We start from the raw sequence: 18,063 nt of genomic DNA, 5'->3' as shown, positions 1-18,063 counted from the left end.
AGCCGAGCGCGGCCGGCGCCAGCCAGCCGCCCGGCCAGCCCGCGCCGCCTGCGCCAGCGGCGGCACTCCACGCCGCCGCGGCATCCGGCGCTCCCGCCGCGAGCGCGCCCAGCGCCGCTAGTGCAGCCAGAGCGGCCAGCGGCGGCAGCACATACAGCATCGCATAGGCCAGTACGACGCCCGCCAGCAGCAGCGGACTGCGACCGAGGCCGGTGTACAGATTTTTTTTGTAGCCTTGCCATACGCCCGCGCCGTCGTGGTACATCCGCATCGTCACCTCGCGCCGCACGTCGGCGAGCGTGACCGGCAGGCCGGCGCGCTTGACGGCGCGGGCCATCGCCATGTCGTCGACGAGATGGCTGCGGAAGGCCGCGTGCCCGCCGATCGCCGCGTAGCTGTCCGCCGCGATCAGCAGGAAGGCGCCGTGCGCCGCGACGAAGCGCGGATCGGCGGAGCCGCGCACGAGCCGGATCGGCAGATGGCAGGCGACCGTGAAGGTCATCAGCGGCACGACGAGCCGCTCCGGCCAGCTCCCCGTCTCCTGCCGGGGAAAGCCGGTCACCAGGCCCTCGCCCTGTGCCAGCGCCGTGTCCAGGGCCGCCGCGAGCGCGCCCGGCGCCAGCCGCGCGTCGGCGTCGAGGAACAGCCACCAGCTGCCGCGGGCGGTCTCCGCCAGCTGATGGCAGGCGTGCGACTTGCCGAGCCAGCCCGGCGGCAGAGAGGCGCCGCGCAGCACGCGCAGGCGCGGATCGCCGCCGCCTGCGGCAAGGGCCAGCTCGCCCGTGCCGTCGTCCGAGCCGTCGTCCAGGACGAGCAGCTCCAGATGAGGCGAGGACTCCGCCAGCACGGAGCGGACGCAGGCGGCGATATTGTCCGCCTCGTTGCGCGCCGGGACGAGCACCGAGAGCCGGACCGGCGAGGCGGAGGCTGCGCCGCCTGGATGACCGTTGCCGGCAGCGGCAGTGGCCGCGCCCATGCCGACGGCGCCGCCTCTGCCAAGGGCGCCGCCGCCAGACGTCACTTGGCGCTCGACTTGGCGCCCCTCCGCTCGCCTGTCACTGGCGACCGCAGCCGTACCTCGTCCATCGGCGCGGGCCGACTCCTCCCGGTCCGGACGCGGCCTGCCGTCCAGCCACGCCCGGCCGCGCCGCCCCGTCCCGAGCCGCGGCAGCTGGCGCACGTTCCAGAGCACGAAGCCGAGCTGCAGGAGCAGCGCCGCCGCTATCGCCCAAAGAACGAAGACCACCGCGCCACCCCCTTTTTGAACGCGTCGAACGCCTCGCTCGTCGAACGCCCCGGCGCCAGCAGCGGGTTGAAATGCGCCGGCGGCCCGCCGGCCGCCGCGACGACCTGCGCCCGATGCGCGTCAAGCTGCGCCTCCAGGATGTCCTGAATGCGCTGCGCCGCAGGCTTGCGGCCGAGCTGCGGCCAGTCGCCGTACAGCGGCTCGCCCAGCCAGAGCGAGACGTCCGCCTTCTGATGCAAGCCATGGCTATAATAGATGGTCGCAGGCTGCACGAGCACCGTCGGGCAGCGCTCCATCAGATAGCCCGCCCCCGTGCGGAAGGCGAGCGGGCGTTCCTCGAGATGGCGAATCTCGCCCTGCGGGAACAGCCATACCCCGCTGCCTTCGCGCAGCAGTTCCGCCGCCGCATCGAGGGAGCGCAGGCTGGCGCGCGCGCTCGCCCGGTCGATCGGGATCGCCCCGAGCCGGCCGAAGAAGCGGTAGCGCGCCAGCTGCGCCTCGTCCATCAGCACATAGTGGCGGCGGGTCGAAGCCCGGCGGAAGGCCTGATACAGCACGAGGCCGTCCCACCACGAGCTGTGATTCATCACGTAGAGCACCGGCTGGCCCTGCGGCGCCGGATCGAGCGTGCCGCGCAGCCCCACCGTATGGAAATGGCGGCGCAGCAGGCAGCGCTCGTTGTACCGCGCAAAAACGCGACTAAACAGCGGGCTTGGGTTGACGAGGCGGGACATACCGCAGCACTCCTTCCGCAGCCAGCATGCCGATCAGGGCGACTGCCAGCGGTATGTACAGCCCTTCCTTGGCCCCGAGCAAGCCGAACATAAGCAGCATCAGCTGGAGCAGCCGCACGGCCTCCCGTCTGACCGCCAGGGTCATCATGCGCACCGGCAGCAGCAGCGACAGGCTCGCCGACAGGACGAACCAGCTGACGAAATTGACGATCGGCACGCCGAAGTAGCCGCCGCCGTGGCCGTCGCCCCAGATCCAGAATTCGCGCGCGAACGCCACCGGATCCAGCACGAGATCGAAGACGACCGTCCACACCCCGGTCAGCAGCGCCCGCAGCCAGCGCGAGCCCGACTCGGAGACGAGCGCCGCGAGCAGGACGACGCCGACCCAGGCGCAAGCGATCGTCAGCGGCACGCCGCCGACGCCCCAGCCGAGCAGCGGCGTATACGCATATTCGCCGAACGGCCAGCCCGTCCGCACGCCGAGCCATTCCACCAGGAAGGTGGCCAGGCCGATCAGCGCCGCGCGCGGCCAGCGCGCGTGGCGCGGCTCGCCGAGCCGCCCCTCCACATTCAGCGTATAGAGCGCGAAGAAGAGCAGGAAGAGGCCGTTGGCAAAGCCGAGCCAGCTCGGCACGCCGACGGTGAGCATCAGGATCAGGCCCACCGCATACCAAAAATAGAAAACGCGGCGCATCATGGCGTAGCCAAATAGCGCGGCGCGTACTTCTCGCCGATCTTCGCCAGCAGCTTGAGCTTGCGCAGCTGGCCGACATGCGCCCGGCGCGTGTACACCTGGTAGCCGCCGCCCTCGACCTCGTCGAGAATCGCTTCGTAAAAGCGGGCCGCCAGCTCGACCGAGAAGGCGCTCGCGGGCGGGTACGTGTCCAGATCGCGCAAGCCGCGCCTGAACCATTCGCGCGCCGTCGCGTCGAGCTCGCGGATGACCTGGCGCAGCCCCTCGTTTACCTCACCCGCCTCGAACTCCCGCTCGGAATAGCCGTGCCGCGCCATGAGCTCGAGCGGCACATAGCGACGGCCGCGGTCGCGGTCCTCGCCCACATCGCGCACGATGTTGACGATCTGCATCGCCTTGCCGAGGTAGATGCCGGATTCGACCACGTCAAGGCCGGGTCGATCATGCAGCACCGGCAGCAGCATCTCGCCCACGGTCCCGGCCACGAGGTAGCAATAGCCCTCCAGTTCCTCCATCGTCCGATAGTGCGTGAAACGCAAGTCGCGGCGCTGCCCCTCCATCTGGCGCAGAAAAGGCTCCTGGCCGAGGGCGGGGAAGGTCGCAAACAGCCAGCGCAGAGAAGACCAAATGAAATGGCCCTCCGCCCGCTCCAGCTCCAAAAAGCTGCGCTCCAGCTCGTCCAGCGGATACGGCGCGCGCTCCGGCTCGTCGACGGCGTCGTCGATCATCCGGCAAAACGCGTAGATGACAAATACCGCCTCCCTGCGCGGACTGGGCAAATAGCCGAATGCTTTGTAAAACGTGGTGGAGCCTTGCTTGATCATCGATTCGCAGCTTGCGAGTGCGGAGGCCAATTCCATATGTTCATCCCCTTGGTCAAATGATCGGCGAGAAGCCGTGCGCCTTGCATGACGATCGGAACGCCGCCGCCGGGATGAACCGAAGCCCCGACCGCATACAGCCCCTTCACCGCGCTGGACGCAATCTGCGGGCGAAAGACGGCCGATTGCGTCAGCGTCGGCGCGATGCCGAAGCTGCCGCCCTGGTACAGGCCCTCCGCCGCGGCGTCCGCGGGCGTGCGGACCGATTGCCAGCGAATCGCCTGCCGCAGCCCCGGGAAGCCGCGCCGCTCGGCCTCGGCCAGCACATGCCGCACGAGCGGCGGCGTCACCGCGGACCAGTCGAGCCGGCCGGCCGGCGGCGCCGGGACGAGCAGATACAGCACGCTGCCGCCCGGCGGCGCGGCGTCCGAATCGAGGGCGCCGGGGTAGAAGGCATAGAAGGATGGGTCGTCCGGCAGCTGTCCCTCGCCGAAAATCCGGCGCAAGCCGGCAGTCAGCGAGCGCGGCAGAAAAAATTGATGCGCCGCCGCCTTCGGCCACTGCCGGTCGAGCCCGAGATAGATCAGCACGCAGCCCGAGGACGGCGTGTAGCGGCGGCGCTGCCCGGCGCCGCCCGCGTCGCCGAGCAGCGCCCCGATGCCGGGGTAATCCCCGTTGTACACGACGCCGTCATAGCGGACGCGCTCCCCGCCGCAGTAGACGCCCGCCGCCCGCTCCTCCTCGATCCAGAGCTGCTCGACCGGGGCGTCCAGGCGCACCTCCACCCCTTGCTCCCGCAGCTCCCGCTCCAGGATCGGCACGAGCGCGGCGTAGCCGCCCTTGAGGTACCACACGCCGTACGCATGCTCGGCGTACGGCAGCAGCGTGTACAGGCCCGGCGATTGGAACGGCGCGCCGCCGATATACAGCGTCTGCAGCGAATAGGCGTCGCGCAGCCGCTCGTCGCGGAAGTAATCCGCCGCCAGTCCGCGCACGCTTTTGTACGCCTTGAGCCGTGTCAGCAGCGCCAGATTGCCCGCGGTGTAGAAGTCGCGGCGGCGCAGGAACGGCCGGTCGAGGAACGCCGCCTTGCCCTCGCGATAGCCGCGCTCCATGTCCCGTATATAGCGGAGGAAGCCCGCCCCCTCGCCCGGGGAGAGCCGCTCGAGCTCGGCCGCCTGACGATCCGGATCGCGCCACTTGTGCAGCACCGTACCGTCGGCGTAATGAATGCGGTACATCGGGTCGCAGGGCACGAGCGGCACGCGGCTGCGGGGGATGCCCGCCTCCTCGAGGATGCCGAGCAGCATCTCGGGCAGCAGCACGATGGTCGGGCCCTGGTCGATGCGATAGCCGCCGCCCGTCTCGTAGGCGAGGCGGCCGCCCAAGCGCGGCTGACGCTCGTACAGCGTCACGCGCATGCCGCGGCGGCGCAGCAGCAGCGCCGCGGTCATGCCGCCGACGCCGCCGCCGACGATGGCGATATGCATGCTACACCGCCCCCTTCCCATGCGGACCGGATGCGGCACTTCGGCGCGCTGCGCCGGCACGCCGCGCAGCGCGCCGATCCTGCTCCATCAGCAGCCGCACGCTGATGCGCGCCGATTCGAAGATCGTCGGCAATCCGCTGCCCGGATGCGTGCCGCCGCCGACGAGCCAGCAGTTGGCCGCTTCCTGGAAACGATTGTGCGGACGCAGCATCATCATCTGGTCGAGCGAATGCGCCAGGTTGAAGGTCGCGCCGCGGTACACCCCGTGATCGTCGCGCCAGCCGAGCGGCGTGATCATCGCCTCGCGCACGATGCGCGAGGCGAGACCGCGCAGCCCCGGCTCCCGCTCCAGACGCGCGAGCATACGGGCGCGCACCCGCTCGCCCTCCTCCCGCCAGTCGATCTCCGCCTCCAGATTGGGCACCGGCATGAGCGCGTAGAGCGCCGTCTGACCGGGCGGAGCCAGCGTCGGATCGGTGCGGCCGGGATTGTGCACATAGATCGACGGATCGTCGGAGAGCCGGCGTCCGCGCATCATCTCCTCCACATTGCGGCGGTAGTCCTCGGCGAACAGGATCGTATGATGCGGCATGTCGACCTCCATATCGAGTCCCAGGTAGAGCATGCAGGTCGAGCAGGAATACTTTTTGGCCGCGAGCCGCTCCGGCGTGTACTTGCGCAGCTGGCCCGGTTCGAACAACTCGTTCATCGCGGTGGCAAAGTCGGCGTTGAGGACGACATGATCGGCCGCGACGCGCTCGCCGCCCTCCAGCTCCACGCCGCAGGCGCGGCCGTCGCGCACGAGGACGCGCCGCACGGGCGTCGCCGTTCGGACTTCGCCGCCATACTCGCCCACCACCTGCGCCATCGCCTCGCAGACCCGGTTGACTCCGCCGATCGGGTGGAACAGGCCGTAGCGATGCTCCAGGTAGCTCAGCATGGTGAAGGTGCCCGGACATTCCCACGGCGACATGCCGAGGTACTTCGCCTGGAAGGTGAAGGCATACTTGAGCCGCTCGTCCGTGAAGTAGCGCGACAGCCGGCCGTAGACCGTATCGGTCGCATGCAGGCGCGGCAGCGCGGCGAATACGTCGCGTGCGATATAATCCCTGGGGCTGGCGAACGGCCGCTGCAAGAGCGGAGACACGCGGCGAAATTTCGCTTCCTCGTCGCGCATGAAGCGCAGGTAGCCGGCTCCGTTGCCGGGGAAATGACGTTCGATCAGCTCGCGCGTGCGGGCCGGGTCGCGCGAGGGCTCGAAGTGCAGCTCGCCGAACTGCAGGCGATAGAGCGGGTCCAGCTCAATCAGCTCCACATAGTCATGCAGCGAGCGATCGACCGCCGCGAAGAGCTCCTCGAGCAGATGCGGCATCATCAGGAAGGTCGGCCCCTTGTCGAAGCGGAAGGGGCCCAGCTCCAGACGCGAGGTCCGCCCGCCGGCCTGCGGCTGCTTCTCGTACACCGTGACACGGTACCCGCCACCCGCGAGCAGCATCGCCGCCGCCAATCCGCCCGGCCCCGCGCCGACGACGGCCACTGTTCCATTATCCATGCCGCTCTCCTCCATGCATACCGGCCTGATCGGGCCGGCCGTGCTCGCGCAATGCAGCGTACCAGCGCTCCCACTGCGCCGCGCTCGCCTCCGTCTGTCCCTCCAGCGTCCACGCCTCATAGGGCGCCGGCACGCCGGCGAAGCCGCGCCCGCCCAGCACGAACTGCAGATGCGGCTGCGCCTCGCGCAGCCGCTCGACCAGCGCCAGCGCGCCTTGCTGCAGCTCGGCCAGCGTGAGCGAGAGACAGACGACGCCGATGCGCTGCTCGGCGATCAGCGCTTCCAATCCGTCGGAAGGCGTATCCGCGCCCAGATAGAGCACCTCCATCCCCTTCTGCCGCAGGAACAGCGCGAATAGCAGCAGACCGGTCTGATGCCGCTCCCCCGAGGGGCAGATCGCCAGCGCGCGCGGCTGCTGCGGATCGACCGGGAACACCTGGTAGATAGCGAAGCAGCGCTGCGTGACGAATTGGGTCATATAGTGCTCCTGCAAGACGGAGGCCTCGCCGCTCTCCCACCGGTCGCCGACCTGGACGAGCAACGGCGCGAAGACACGGGAGATCATCGTATCGTGCCCATACATGGAGAACCCCAGGTCGGCCAGCGTCTTGGCCTCGTCGGAACGAAAGGCGGCCAGCGCATCGTAAAGCCGCTCTCTCAGCTGCTCGCAGTCGGCCAGATGCGCGCCGTGCTGCGGCGCGGCGGAGCCCGGCTGTCGGCTGCGCTGCCGGCGCAGCTCGGCCACGGCTTGGCTGATCGTCAGACCGTCGCGCTCCGTCTGCCGCTTCAGCCATTGCAGATCGGCAATGTCCTGCTCGGAGTAGGCGCGATAGCCGCCGGACGTCCTGGCGGGCTCGACTGCATGATGACGCACCTCCCAGGCGCGCAGCGTGACGGCCGGGATGTCCAGCATGTCGGATACTTGACGGATGGTATACACGTAATCACTTCTTTCTGCGGCGAGTGCGAATCAGGCGATGCAGGCGAATCCGATTGTAGCGCTGCGCTGCGATGCAGGGCAGATTGACAGCCAGCGCGTAGACCAGCATGATGCAACCGGCGGCCGGCGCGTTCCATAGGAAGAAGAGCGGCGCAGGCGCCATGGCCAGCCAATGCGTCAGCTCGGCGCGCCGCGTCTCTGCGACGAAGCGGCGATAGTAGGCGACGTCCCGCATGCAGAGCTCGCGCTTGGCGAAGCCGCCGCGCAGCAACCGCGCCCCGTCGGGCAGGCGGTGCTTCCAGGCGCGAATGCGCAGGAAGCGGGCGTAGAAGCGTTCCTCCCGCGAGGCGAACCCGTCTGGCGCAGCCGGGCTGTCGTCCTCACGCCGGGGCGAGGCGGAGCGATTGCGTGCGGCCTGCGGGTCGGCTCGGCCTGCCGCCCCGCAGGCGAACCAATGCGCCGGCAGCTGCTGGCAGAGCCAGGCCGCGCCGAGCTGGACCGTCAGCCAGCCGAGGATATTGAGCAGAATCGTCCATCCCGGCGCCAGCTCAAGCAGACGCATCGTCCGGGCCCCCGCCGCTGCCAGTCGCGATCGACCGGCCCTTCCAGCTCACCCGCCGCCGCACGAAGGTCTGCGCCGCCGAACGCGCGAATACGGCGAAGAACAGCACCAGCGGCAGCGGATACAGCAGCGCCGGCCAGCGGCCGAAGCGACCGGCGCGGCGCAGCAGCGCCGCGAACAGCGCCGCATGCGCCGCGTAGGCAAGACCCGCCGCGAACGCCGCTGCGGCGCTCGGCTCGTCCAGCGCGCGCGCTGCGAGGCCTGCTGCGGAGGCAGCGCCCGCCAGCCACAGCACGATCACCGCCAAGGCCGGCGGCGGCGTGGCGGCAGCGCCGCTGGCGAAGCTCTTGCTCCAGCCGCCGAGGAGCTGCCGCAGCCCTTGCGGGTACATCCGAAAGCGCATCACGCCTCGCCCGCTGCGGCTATGTACGCGCATTCCCCGAGCGCGGAAGGCGCCGCTCAGCGCATGATTGTCCAGCACGCGTCCCTTCACTGCGGCATGACCGCCCGCCGCCAGATAGTCCTGCTTGCGGCACATCACACACGGACCGAACGCGCCGCCGCCCAGCGCGACCGATGCGAGCACGACGATATTGAAGACGGCCGACAGCCGCTCGTAGTGATGCTGCATGCTATGGTACGGCTGCACGGAGAGCAGCTCCGCACCGCTCGCTGCCGTCGACAGCCGCTCCAGCGCCTGCGGCTCGAGCACGATGTCCGCATCCAGGAAGAGCAGTTGCGGCTGTGCGGCGGCGGCGGCTCCCTGCCAGCACGCCCAGCTCTTGCCGAGCCAGCCTGCAGGCAGCGGACCCGGCACGACGACGCGCGCCCCGAGCCGCTTGGCGACCTCCGCCGTCCCGTCCTCCGAGCCGTCGTCGACGACGAGCACCTCTGCCGCGGGGACGCGCTGCGCCTGGAGCGAGCCGAGCAGCGCGCCCAGATTGTGCGCTTCGTTGCGCGCGGGAATCACCACCGTGAGCGCTACAGGCTTCGGGCTGCTCCTACCGGGCTGCGCGCCAGCTCGATGCCCTTGTCGCTCGTCGCCGGCCGCCGCGATCGGGCGGACCTCCGTTTCGTCGAACGCGCCCGGCCGCGCCTCCGCCTTTTCCGGTAGATCTGGCTGGTCCCGTTGATTCGGTTCCAGCAGGCTCGATTCTGGTTGGTCCGGTTCTGGTTGGGCAGGATGCTGCGCCAGCTCCAGCCTGCGCATGCGGCGCAGCATCAGCCACCCGCCGAGCAGTCCGACAGCCGAACAGCCCAGCGCGAATGCAAGTGAATCCATGTGACTGTCCTCCCTCTTTACACGCATGACGTTTGAAAATCGGCAACTGCGGATAGGATAAAGGAAGATCACACAGCTTTTTCCACTTTCCACATGCATATGGGGTACAGGCCGATTTTAGTCTTCATCACAAGGTGGCGTCACAGGAAAACAGAAAAGATTCCTAAGGGCAAACACAAGTCTATACAAACGTTATACCCACCTTGCACAAACCTAAACCAAAGGTTAGCCAAACCATCTACAACAAACTACAACAAAACACAGCGAGCGAGCAGTCCTAGCGGTGCGGCGCGTCTCGTGGCGATGAGAGGAGTTCGAGATTATGAAGAAAAAAGCGGTCATAGTCGGCGCGGGGCTGGGCGGACTGTCCTGTGCGGTCCGTATGGCAGCGGACGGGTATGCGGTCACCGTGCTGGAGAAAAACGAACGGGCCGGCGGCAAGCTGAACATTCGCAGCGGCGCCGGCTACAGCTTTGACACCGGCCCCTCCATTCTCACCATGCCGTGGGTGCTGGAGCAGTTGTTCGCCGCCTGCGGACGTCGGCTCGAGGATTATATGACCTTGCAACGCGTGGAGCCGCAGTGGCGCACCTTCTTCGAGGACGGCACACGTCTGGACGTGAGCGGCGATCTGCCGGCGATGCTGCGTGAGATCGAAGCCCTCTCGCCTGCCGATGCCGACCGGTTCCTGGCGTATGTGCAGGAATGCAAGGCGATGTACGACATCAGCATGAAGAGCTTCTATAGCCGCAGCCTCAGCGGCCTCGGCGAGTTGCGCAGTCTGCACACGGTCAAGGAGCTGCTGGCGATGGCTCCGCTGCGCACGATGCACCAGCATACGGCGCGCCATCTGCAGGATGCGCGGCTGCGGCAGCTGTTCGACTTCCTCATCATGTACGTCGGCTCCTCGCCGTATGCCGCCCCCGCCGTACTGTCCCAGCTCGTCTATGTCCAGCTCGGGCTCGGCATCTATTATGTGGAGGGCGGGATGTACAATATCGCGCGGGGCATGCTGCGCCTCGCCGAGGAGCTCGGCGTCGACGTGCAGACGAATGCGCCCGTGCGCCAGATCGTGCTGCGCGGCAGCCGGGCGGCGGGCGTGCTGCTGGAGGACGGGACGCTCCACGAGGCGGATATCGTCGTCTCCAATCTTGAAGCCATCCCCGCGCACCAGACCTTGCTCCAGGATGCGCCGGGACGGCCTGCCGCCGAGGCGCGCCTGCGCAAGTACGCGCCGACCGTCTCGGGCCTGGTGCTGCTGCTCGGCGTGAATCGCAGCTACCCGCAGCTGCAGCATCACAATTTTCTGTTCGCCCAGGACCCCGCACGCGAATTCAACGACCTGTTCGAGCGCAACGTGCCAAGTCCGGACCCGACTGTCTACATCGGCGTCTCCGCCAAGTCCGATCCGACGCAGGCGCCGCCGGGCAAGGAGAACCTGTTCGTGCTGACCCACGTGCCGCCGCTCAAGCAGGGCGAGAGCTGGACCGACTACCATGCGCAGTATCGCGAGCTCGTGCTGAACAAGCTGGAGCGCATGGGCCTGAGCGGCCTGCGCGGGCATATCGAATACGAGTCGAGCTTCATCCCCGACGATCTGCAGCGGCTCTACGGCGCCAACGGCGGCTCGATCTACGGCGTCGCGACCGATCGCAAGCGCAACGGCGGCTTCAAGGTGCCGAGCCGCAGCGACCTGGCGAGCAACCTGTATTTCGTGGGCGGCTCCACGCATCCGGGCGGCGGCGTCCCGATGGTGACGCTGTCCGGCCAGCTCACCGCCGACCTGATCCGCGAGCACCACGGCCGCCCGGCGGCCGTGCGCAACGCGGGACCCGGCCGGTAACCCTCTCACGGCTGCGGGTTGATGGCTGCGGCTTAATGGAAGTAGGTGGAAGGCAGCGGATCGCGGCGACGCTCGGAGCCCGGGCGCTGGCGCAATGACCAACACCGGCGCTACTTGCGGGGGCGGCAGCTCGCGCGCTTCGCGCAGCGGCCAAAACTGGCGCCATTGGCAGTGGTGAGTGGGTGGGAGCGCGGGCACCTGCTATGTTAGGAAGTGCAAAAAGGACTTCATAAACTGCGAAGTTCTTTTTGCTCTTTTTCACCCCCCATTGCGGTACGTTTCTTTAACTGGATACTCGTACCATCCCTCCACTTGGCCGCCGCCAATTTATGCCTTAATCATCAGTTCACCTCTCCGCCTTCCTCTGCTCATTTTTGACCGTAAGACATAGAAAAACAACAAAAAGCAGCCTCTAGCGGACATTTTTGTCCGCTAAAAACTGCTCCAAAACGAGCTTTGCAACACGGAATCCAATGAACGCCGATGACGCCGATGATGCTCGACTGTCGTTCGTGCGTCGTTGCACGTCGCCATCACTTCAATGCCATCAGCCCTTGGCGGCGCGGTAGGCCTCGACGTATTGGGAGGCGCGCTTGGCGACGAGCGAATAGTCGCCCTGAGCCACCGCCGCCTGCGTCAGATCGGACCCGATGCCGACCGCGACGGCCCCGGCCTTGATCCACTCACCCAGGTTGTCCAGCGATACGCCGCCGGTCGGCATCAGATTCGCTTGCGGGAGCGGCCCCTTGATCGCCTTGATCATCGCCGGCGAGTACAAGTTGCCCGGGAACAGCTTGACGATATCGACGCCCAGCTCCAGCGCTTCCTGAATCTCCTTGACGGTCATGACGCCCGGCAGCACCGGGACGCAGTAGCGGTTGCAGAGCGTGACCGTGGCCGGGTTGAGCGAAGGCCCGACAACGAATTCGGCGCCGCTGAGCAGCGCCGCGCGCGCCGTCTCCGGATCGAGCACGGTGCCGACTCCGATGATGGCATAGCGATCCGGATCGGCGGCGCCGGAGTTGTATTTTTTGGCCAGTGTCTCAATGGCCTGGAGCGCGCGAGGCACAGTCATCGTTACCTCGATGGACTTGATGCCGCCTGCGATGGCCTGCTCCGCCATCTCGACCACTTCCTCGGGCGTGTCCCCGCGCAGGACCGCGACGACGCCCTCTTCGACAAGCTGGTTCAATACTTTGATTTTTTTCATGCTGACGTTCCTTCTTTCGTATTCAGTCATTCACCCCTGGCCCTTGACCTGACTCCGCGCGCGCCGCACCAGGAACAGCACCAGCAGCAAGAAGCAGAAGCCCGCGTAGGCCGCCCAGATCATGAACGTATCGCTGTCGGGGTCCAGCAGCGACGAGCCAAGCAAGGCAAACAACCACACCTGGGAAAAAGTCCCGATCGTCGTGGACCACAGGTAGGCGCGCCAATGCAGCGGCGAGATGGCCGCCATGATCGATATGATATTACTCGGCACAATCGGAATCGAGCGCAGCAGGATCACCACCCACACGCCATAATGATCCATGTGGCGCTGCCACTTGTCGTACTTGGCGAGCCGCTCGCCAAAGCGGTGCATGAACCACGGCTGCAGCAGCGAACGACTCAGCCAAAAGCAGACGATCGAGGCGAGCGTGCCGAGCAGCCAGCTCACGAGCAATCCCTCCACTACCCCGAATGTGGCGACGTGGAGCAGCATGAGCGTGGCAAATGGAAAAAACGTAACAATCCCTTGGACAATGGACAACGGAGTCGTCAGCAGCAGCAGCATATACCCGTCCAGCCCGGCGCTCGCGACGAGGCGTTCGATCGCTTGATCGATCCATTCCTGCACGACCTGCACCACTCCTAACCCTCAATCCGATCTCACAGCACCGGCTGATCCTTCCCATTATACCGCAAGCCGCCCCCTGTGCAAAAGCCGACCTTCCCTTAAAGAAGAGTCCGCCATACAGATGCGCCGCCTGGATGCCGTCGCAAACCTCGCGCGATTCTAGCGCTGTGAAAATGCGCTCAACCTAAGCGTCATGCGGTATAGCTGCTCGTCCGGCGAAATGGCATAACGCGCCAGCGCGGATGCCGGGTAAGCCTCGATGCCGCTCGGACGGATAGCCTCCAGCGCAAACCGGTCCGTGCGCAGCAGCCGCGGCGCGGCCTGCAAGGCATCCAGCAGCGTCACCACATGCGTCAGCGGGCCGTCGACCGTCAGCTCGAAGCGATGCGAACGCAGGACCGAAGTCGACGACGCGGCCTCGGCGGCGCCAGGCAGTTCATCCAACTCGTCCAGCTCGGTCAGATCGACGAACAGCACGCCGGCCTCCTCCATGCTCGCTGCCAGCTCGCCCAATACGCCTCCCTTGTCCGGCGCCTCGGGCACAGGCTGGACCGCCGGATCCGCGCCATCCTCTCGGGTCGCGGACGCTTCCAGCGCTGCGACCCGTCCGTCCACCTCGGCAACCAGCGACTGCTCCCGCTCCCATTCTCCCTTGGCCGCCTCCTGCAGCCAAGCCCCCGCCGCCACGGCCAGCACGGCCGCCAGCAGGACGACGAGCACGAGCAGCATCGCTTGCCGGCGCTGCCGGCTAGATCTGCCCAGCGCACTCATGGCTTGCCCTCCGCGAGCTGCGCCAGATCCAGCTGCACGCGCGTCGTGAGCCGGTACAGGCGCGAGGCCGCCGTGTACCCGTCGAGCTGCAGCGCACCGCCGGGCTCCAGTCGCGTCAGCGCCAGCTCGTCCACCGCGGTGTCCGCTGCCAGCGGCTGCTGCTCCAGCGCACCGATATAGGCCTGCGTATTATAGTAGCTATTCAAGTACAAAGTCGCCGTCAGCTCGCCGCTCTCCGAAACCGCCAAAGCGGACACGCCGTATTGCGGACGGGAGGAAGCGCCACCGGTCTTCTCCTGCGGCAAGTCGGCCAGAACGGCCGCGATGCCAGAGCTCCAGACGGTCCGATCGGCGCGCACCCGCTCCAGCTCGAGCGCGGCGATCCGGCCCGACTCGCGCTGCGTCCGCTGCTCCGCCTCTCCCTCCAGCTCCGTCAGCCGCGTCTGCAGCGCCGCGGCCTCGGCCCTGGCTTGCGCGGCCGCTTGACGGGCCTCGTGGGCATGGCTCCACTGGAGTCCGAACGCCGCGACTCCGGCGATGCCGAGCATCAGACAGAGCCAGATTCGGTAGCGCACCAGCCACGGCGTACGCGGGGCGAGATTGATCGAGGCCATCATGGTCGCCTCCCTCTTAGTGCCAGTCCCAGCGGCACGGCATACGCCGCGGCATCCCAGCCCGACGTATTGCCGGCGACTGTCAGCGAGGTCCCGTGCGTCTTCACAATCTGCTGCGGCATGCGCGCTTGCAGTCGCTGTGCCAGAGGCAGCATGCCCGGGATGTCCCCGGTCAACTGAAGCGAGCCGACCGGCGTGTCGCGATTCCCGAGCGTGTAACGATAGAAGTCCAGCAGCCGCTCCAGCTCCGCCGCCAGCTCCTCGCAGGCGGCGTCGAACGAGGGCGAGGGCTGCCAGCCGCCCTGCGCGCCGGCTGCCGCAGACGCTTCACGACCGCCGCTCTGAGGGTTCGCCGCTTCCTCGCGAGCCCGGGCAGGCGGCGGCCAGGCCGGTACCGCCGCCGCAGCCCCGGCGGCGCTCTCCAGCCACCCCGCGGGCGCCGCTGCCTGCGCGACGCCGCTGCCTGCGGCTGCCCCCGCATGGCCGTCCCGCAGGTCCACCTCCATGCTGCGGGTGATCTGCACCGCGTCGCGCTGCACGATCGACACGTCGCAGGTGGTCCGATTGACATCGACCGCCATCCACGTCTGGGGCGACAGCTCCGGACGCTCGGTCTGCTGGAGGCGCTGCAGCGCGAACACCTTGAGCTCGATGCTGCACAGCTTCAGCTTCACGGAGCGCAACAGCTCCGCATAGTCCAGCACCAGCTCCATCGGCGCCGCCACCAAGAGCACCGGGCAGAGCGCCTTGTCCGTCTCCCCATCCTCGCGGCTCGCCTCCTCGGACGCAGCGCCGGGCATGGAGGCCGCGCCCGGCGAGCCAAGCGCTGCGGTTCCTTCCGCGCCGGTTCCGCCAAGCACGCCAAGTCCTCCCGGCACACCAGGTCCTCCGGCGCCGCCGAGCGCTTTTGGGCCGTCGGACGCACCGGCTTCCCCAGGCTCCCGACTGTGCGGCAGCTTGACGAAGTCGAAGTGCGGCTCTTCAAAGGGCAGCATGATCCCATGCCTGAGCTCGTGCTGCAGCAGTTTGCGCAGTTCGGACCGCTTGACGTCGGGCATTTGGACCGTGCGCACGATCACATTTTGGCTCGGAATGGCGAAATTCACTTGCCGGCTCCGCCACTTGCGGCTGGCCAGCAGCTCCGTCAGCGCCGTGCGCAGCCGCTCCGGTGCGAGCAGCTTGCCGTCGTGCATCGTGCCCTCGGGCAGCGCGCGCATCGCATAGCCCTTCACACGCGGGCGTGAGCCGCCGAGCTGCATCTCGCACAGCTTCACATGATGATCGGTGAGCTCCAGCCCGAGCGTCGTCCGGCTCAGGCCGAGGCTGTCCCGTATCTTATCCAGCATGCCTGCTCCTCCTCTCGTTCGCGCCTGTCTCCGGCGCCGCATTCCGTTCAATTCGACGTGCGGTCGCCGATCGTGTAGCCCCCGCCTCCCCCGTCGCCGCCGGAGGGCGGCGGGCCGTGATCGATGCAGATCGTGCCGCTCGCCCACTCGTACCAGCTCGGGAAGGTCACCGTCCCGCCGGCGTAGAAGCCGCTTAGCCCATTCGCGGTCGAATATACGTTGTTGGCGAAGCGGATATCGCGATACGCCGCGAGATATCCGCCCGTCTCCAGCCCGCTGACCGAATTGTCGAACGTCAGGCTGCCCATTGTCCAAAAATCCGCGCCTATGCGCAGCGCGTTCACACTTACGCGGAACCGCATGTCGCCGCCGCCGACCAGTGCGCCTCCCACCTCCAGGAGCTGGACCGTGTTCCCCCAATTGGAGGCCCCGCCGATCAGTATGTCCGACCCGACGACCAGCCGATTCACCGTCTTGGTCGCGAGGCTCTGGCCGATCCGGAAGCTGCCCCCGATCTCCAGGCGCTCGAGCGTATTGTTGAATTGCACGGCGCCGCCGACCAACAGATTGCCGCCGATCGACGACTGATCGATTGTATTCTCGAAGATGAGGCTGCCGCCGATCCGGACATCCCCCTGCGCGGCGATGACCGCGGTATTGCCGAAATGCACGTTCTGCCCCACCGCAATGTCGCCGTACACGGTCAATTGACGGACGGAATTGTAGGTGAGCACACTGCCGCCCACCAACAGGTCCCCTTCCACAATCAGTTCGTCGGTTGCGCTGGCGATTCTCAGATCGCCCCGCACGACCAGATCGCCTGCAATTCGCAGCTTGCCGCCCTGGAAGGTGAAATCCCCGCCCACGTACACGTCTCCCTCCAATACGATGCCGGAGTGCGCGTCCGTCGTGCTCTTCAGATTGCCGGCGGCTCGGATCGCCGCCCCGTCCGGCAGCGCCGATACGGCAATCGCCGCGCCCGAATCGAGCTCGATATCGCCCGCGTAGGAGACGCCGGGGCGAGTGCCGGACACGGTGAGCGCAGCGGACTCGGTCTTGTCGCCGGCGGCGCCAGCCAAATCGGGCGGGACAGGCGCCAGCGCAAGATGGCGCTCGCGGTAATAGGCGAAATACGACTCGAACTCCTGCTCATATTGCGCCGTGATATAAGTATTGGAGTAGGCGTCATCTGCCAGTTTATTGCCGCTGCCGCAGGCGTTGAATACCGGATTGCGCGCACTGTCCGGCATCACGACCGCATAGCGATAATAGAACTCCGTCCCGTCGCTGCCCGCGCCCGGTCCGCCGCCCCCGCTGCCGCCGCCCGGAGCCGGGGGATACAGCGCCAGATGGACGACCCGCTCGCGCGCCCGCGCGCCCGACCCGCTCGTGACCGCAAAATCGACGCCGGTCGGATCGCCGCTCGCCGGTCGGACGGCAATGACGATGCCGCCCTCCATGCCCTTGGCCGTCAGCTCCGCCTGCAACTGCGTCTGCAGCGCAGCCGCGAGCTGGCGCAGCTCCTCGCCGGTCACGCCCTCTGCCGCAGCCGCCTCGATCAGCCGCACGTACACGGCCGAGGCCGACTCCGCATAGGTGTAGGCGCGCTCCGCTTCCCCGCTCGTCTTGGCCTGCAGCAGCCCGACATTGACCTGCATCAGCAGCGGCGCGGCCAACAGCCCGAGGATAAGGATACAGCCCAGCACCGGGAGCAGCACACTCCCCCGTTCCGTTCGCTTCGACATTTTCCTTCCTTCTTTCGCCAAAATCTTTTATAGTAGAGGTACAAAGACGCATGTCGAAAGGTGTGGATTGTGATGGAGCGGCACAAGCAGGCGGGCTTCACCCTCATCGAGGTGCTGGGCGCTGTCGTCCTTCTGGCCATCGCCGTGACAGCTGCCGTCTATCTCCTCGGCCAGACCGCGCTGTTCAGCGGCGCCAACGCCCGCGCCGGCGAATCCGTGACCATCGCCCGGACGGTGATGGAGGAGCTGAAGCATCATCTGCGCAGCGGCGGGACGATCGACCTGTACGGGCAGCAGGTGGACCTCGCCGCGCTCCAGTCCACAGCTCCCCCCTACACGCTCGGCGCAGCGCTGCATGCGCCCGACGCAGAGGCGCCGCAATTCGACATCACGGTGCAATCGCTCGCCCCTGCGCACGCCGAGCTCACGCTGGACGGCGAGACGTACGAGATCGACCACTACTTCCGCTACATCCGCATCACGGTCGCAAGCCGCAGCCAGGACAGCCGCTACACGCTGGAGGGCTATGCGGCGTATCAATGACGCACCCGACGCTTCAGGCGATTCAAGGAAAGCGAGGACA

At 67.3% G+C, this 18,063-nt stretch carries 17 protein-coding genes; 2 read left to right on the top strand and 15 right to left on the bottom strand.

What is annotated here, in order from left to right; translation table 11 throughout:
- The 9 genes from IDH44_RS23815 to IDH44_RS23775 all read right to left on the bottom strand — a co-directional run.
- Nucleotides 1-1,246 (bottom strand): glycosyltransferase family 2 protein (locus IDH44_RS23815; RefSeq protein WP_317890247.1); only part of this gene is annotated, 1,246 nt, incomplete at its 3' end.
- Complete coding sequence (locus IDH44_RS23810; protein ID WP_190921327.1) at nt 1,222-1,980, bottom strand: lysophospholipid acyltransferase family protein; 759 nt, start codon at nt 1,978-1,980, stop codon at nt 1,222-1,224. The genes IDH44_RS23810 and IDH44_RS23815, both read right to left, overlap by 25 nt.
- Nucleotides 1,946-2,674 (bottom strand): carotenoid biosynthesis protein, encoded by a 729-nt coding sequence (locus IDH44_RS23805; protein ID WP_190921326.1) that lies wholly within the window; start codon nt 2,672-2,674, stop codon nt 1,946-1,948. Before IDH44_RS23805 ends, IDH44_RS23810 begins: the two co-directional genes overlap by 35 nt.
- Nucleotides 2,674-3,534, bottom strand: coding sequence for a phytoene/squalene synthase family protein (locus IDH44_RS23800; protein ID WP_190921325.1), 861 nt, complete (start codon nt 3,532-3,534; stop codon nt 2,674-2,676). The genes IDH44_RS23805 and IDH44_RS23800 overlap by 1 nt, the downstream gene beginning before the upstream one ends.
- The gene (locus IDH44_RS23795; RefSeq protein WP_223869983.1) at nt 3,495-4,985 is read right to left on the bottom strand and encodes a phytoene desaturase family protein; all 1,491 of its coding nucleotides are present in this window, start codon (nt 4,983-4,985) and stop codon (nt 3,495-3,497) included. The genes IDH44_RS23800 and IDH44_RS23795 overlap by 40 nt, the downstream gene beginning before the upstream one ends.
- A 1-nt stretch (nt 4,986) precedes the next feature.
- Nucleotides 4,987-6,537, bottom strand: coding sequence for a phytoene desaturase family protein (locus tag IDH44_RS23790; RefSeq protein WP_190921324.1), 1,551 nt, complete (start codon nt 6,535-6,537; stop codon nt 4,987-4,989).
- Nucleotides 6,530-7,477 (bottom strand): MerR family transcriptional regulator, encoded by a 948-nt coding sequence (locus IDH44_RS27265; RefSeq protein WP_190921323.1) that lies wholly within the window; start codon nt 7,475-7,477, stop codon nt 6,530-6,532. Before IDH44_RS27265 ends, IDH44_RS23790 begins: the two co-directional genes overlap by 8 nt.
- 4 nt (nt 7,478-7,481) lie before the next feature.
- Nucleotides 7,482-8,039 (bottom strand): glycosyl-4,4'-diaponeurosporenoate acyltransferase CrtO family protein, encoded by a 558-nt coding sequence (locus tag IDH44_RS23780; protein WP_190921322.1) that lies wholly within the window; start codon nt 8,037-8,039, stop codon nt 7,482-7,484.
- Nucleotides 8,026-9,321 (bottom strand): glycosyltransferase family 2 protein, encoded by a 1,296-nt coding sequence (locus IDH44_RS23775; protein ID WP_190921321.1) that lies wholly within the window; start codon nt 9,319-9,321, stop codon nt 8,026-8,028. Before IDH44_RS23775 ends, IDH44_RS23780 begins: the two co-directional genes overlap by 14 nt.
- 322 nt (nt 9,322-9,643) lie before the next feature.
- Between IDH44_RS23775 and IDH44_RS23770 the strand changes: the two genes are divergently transcribed.
- Nucleotides 9,644-11,164 (top strand): phytoene desaturase family protein, encoded by a 1,521-nt coding sequence (locus IDH44_RS23770; protein WP_190921320.1) that lies wholly within the window; start codon nt 9,644-9,646, stop codon nt 11,162-11,164.
- Between the two features lie 547 nt (nt 11,165-11,711).
- On the opposite strand, the gene IDH44_RS23765 is transcribed toward IDH44_RS23770, so the two are convergent.
- From IDH44_RS23765 to IDH44_RS23740, 6 genes are all read right to left on the bottom strand, one after another.
- Nucleotides 11,712-12,374 (bottom strand): bifunctional 2-keto-4-hydroxyglutarate aldolase/2-keto-3-deoxy-6-phosphogluconate aldolase, encoded by a 663-nt coding sequence (locus IDH44_RS23765; protein ID WP_190921319.1) that lies wholly within the window; start codon nt 12,372-12,374, stop codon nt 11,712-11,714.
- 30 nt (nt 12,375-12,404) lie between these two features.
- Nucleotides 12,405-13,004 carry a TVP38/TMEM64 family protein gene (locus tag IDH44_RS23760; RefSeq protein ID WP_190921318.1) on the bottom strand — a complete coding sequence of 200 codons (600 nt, stop codon included), beginning with the start codon at nt 13,002-13,004 and terminating at the stop codon, nt 12,405-12,407.
- Between the two features lie 159 nt (nt 13,005-13,163).
- Nucleotides 13,164-13,775, bottom strand: a complete 612-nt coding sequence (locus IDH44_RS23755) for a hypothetical protein (RefSeq protein WP_190921317.1) — start codon at nt 13,773-13,775, stop codon at nt 13,164-13,166.
- Complete coding sequence (locus tag IDH44_RS23750) at nt 13,772-14,392, bottom strand: hypothetical protein (RefSeq protein ID WP_190921316.1); 621 nt, start codon at nt 14,390-14,392, stop codon at nt 13,772-13,774. The genes IDH44_RS23755 and IDH44_RS23750 overlap by 4 nt, the downstream gene beginning before the upstream one ends.
- Entirely contained in the window at nt 14,389-15,735 is a 1,347-nt protein-coding gene (gene pilM, locus IDH44_RS23745; protein ID WP_190921315.1) for a type IV pilus biogenesis protein PilM, read from the bottom strand. The genes IDH44_RS23750 and pilM overlap by 4 nt, the downstream gene beginning before the upstream one ends.
- A 47-nt stretch (nt 15,736-15,782) precedes the next feature.
- Nucleotides 15,783-17,480, bottom strand: coding sequence for a hypothetical protein (locus IDH44_RS23740; protein ID WP_190921314.1), 1,698 nt, complete (start codon nt 17,478-17,480; stop codon nt 15,783-15,785).
- 72 nt (nt 17,481-17,552) lie between these two features.
- On the opposite strand from IDH44_RS23740, the gene IDH44_RS23735 reads away from it, so the two are divergent.
- Nucleotides 17,553-18,023 (top strand): type IV pilus modification PilV family protein, encoded by a 471-nt coding sequence (locus tag IDH44_RS23735; protein ID WP_190921313.1) that lies wholly within the window; start codon nt 17,553-17,555, stop codon nt 18,021-18,023.
- Nucleotides 18,024-18,063: the final 40 nt, after the last annotated feature.

The organism is Paenibacillus sabuli (assembly GCF_014705605.1).
In the GTDB taxonomy this organism is placed as follows: Bacteria; Bacillota; Bacilli; order Paenibacillales; family Paenibacillaceae; genus Paenibacillus_D; species Paenibacillus_D sabuli.
The sequence above is the reverse complement of the archived record's forward strand: the minus strand, read 5'-3'. Positions and strand labels throughout refer to the sequence as shown.

Coding starts and splice junctions, on each gene's coding strand:
- IDH44_RS23810 (WP_190921327.1), bottom strand. CDS start 1,980: ATGTCCCGCCTCGTCAACCCAAGCCCGCTGTTTAGTCGCGTTTTTGCG.
- IDH44_RS23805 (WP_190921326.1), bottom strand. CDS start 2,674: ATGCGCCGCGTTTTCTATTTTTGGTATGCGGTGGGCCTGATCCTGATG.
- IDH44_RS23800 (WP_190921325.1), bottom strand. CDS start 3,534: ATGGAATTGGCCTCCGCACTCGCAAGCTGCGAATCGATGATCAAGCAA.
- IDH44_RS23795 (WP_223869983.1), bottom strand. CDS start 4,985: ATGCATATCGCCATCGTCGGCGGCGGCGTCGGCGGCATGACCGCGGCG.
- IDH44_RS23790 (WP_190921324.1), bottom strand. CDS start 6,537: ATGGATAATGGAACAGTGGCCGTCGTCGGCGCGGGGCCGGGCGGATTG.
- IDH44_RS23780 (WP_190921322.1), bottom strand. CDS start 8,039: ATGCGTCTGCTTGAGCTGGCGCCGGGATGGACGATTCTGCTCAATATC.
- IDH44_RS23775 (WP_190921321.1), bottom strand. CDS start 9,321: ATGGATTCACTTGCATTCGCGCTGGGCTGTTCGGCTGTCGGACTGCTC.
- IDH44_RS23770 (WP_190921320.1), top strand. CDS start 9,644: ATGAAGAAAAAAGCGGTCATAGTCGGCGCGGGGCTGGGCGGACTGTCC.
- IDH44_RS23765 (WP_190921319.1), bottom strand. CDS start 12,374: ATGAAAAAAATCAAAGTATTGAACCAGCTTGTCGAAGAGGGCGTCGTC.
- IDH44_RS23755 (WP_190921317.1), bottom strand. CDS start 13,775: ATGAGTGCGCTGGGCAGATCTAGCCGGCAGCGCCGGCAAGCGATGCTG.
- IDH44_RS23750 (WP_190921316.1), bottom strand. CDS start 14,392: ATGATGGCCTCGATCAATCTCGCCCCGCGTACGCCGTGGCTGGTGCGC.
- pilM (WP_190921315.1), bottom strand. CDS start 15,735: ATGCTGGATAAGATACGGGACAGCCTCGGCCTGAGCCGGACGACGCTC.
- IDH44_RS23740 (WP_190921314.1), bottom strand. CDS start 17,480: ATGTCGAAGCGAACGGAACGGGGGAGTGTGCTGCTCCCGGTGCTGGGC.
- IDH44_RS23735 (WP_190921313.1), top strand. CDS start 17,553: ATGGAGCGGCACAAGCAGGCGGGCTTCACCCTCATCGAGGTGCTGGGC.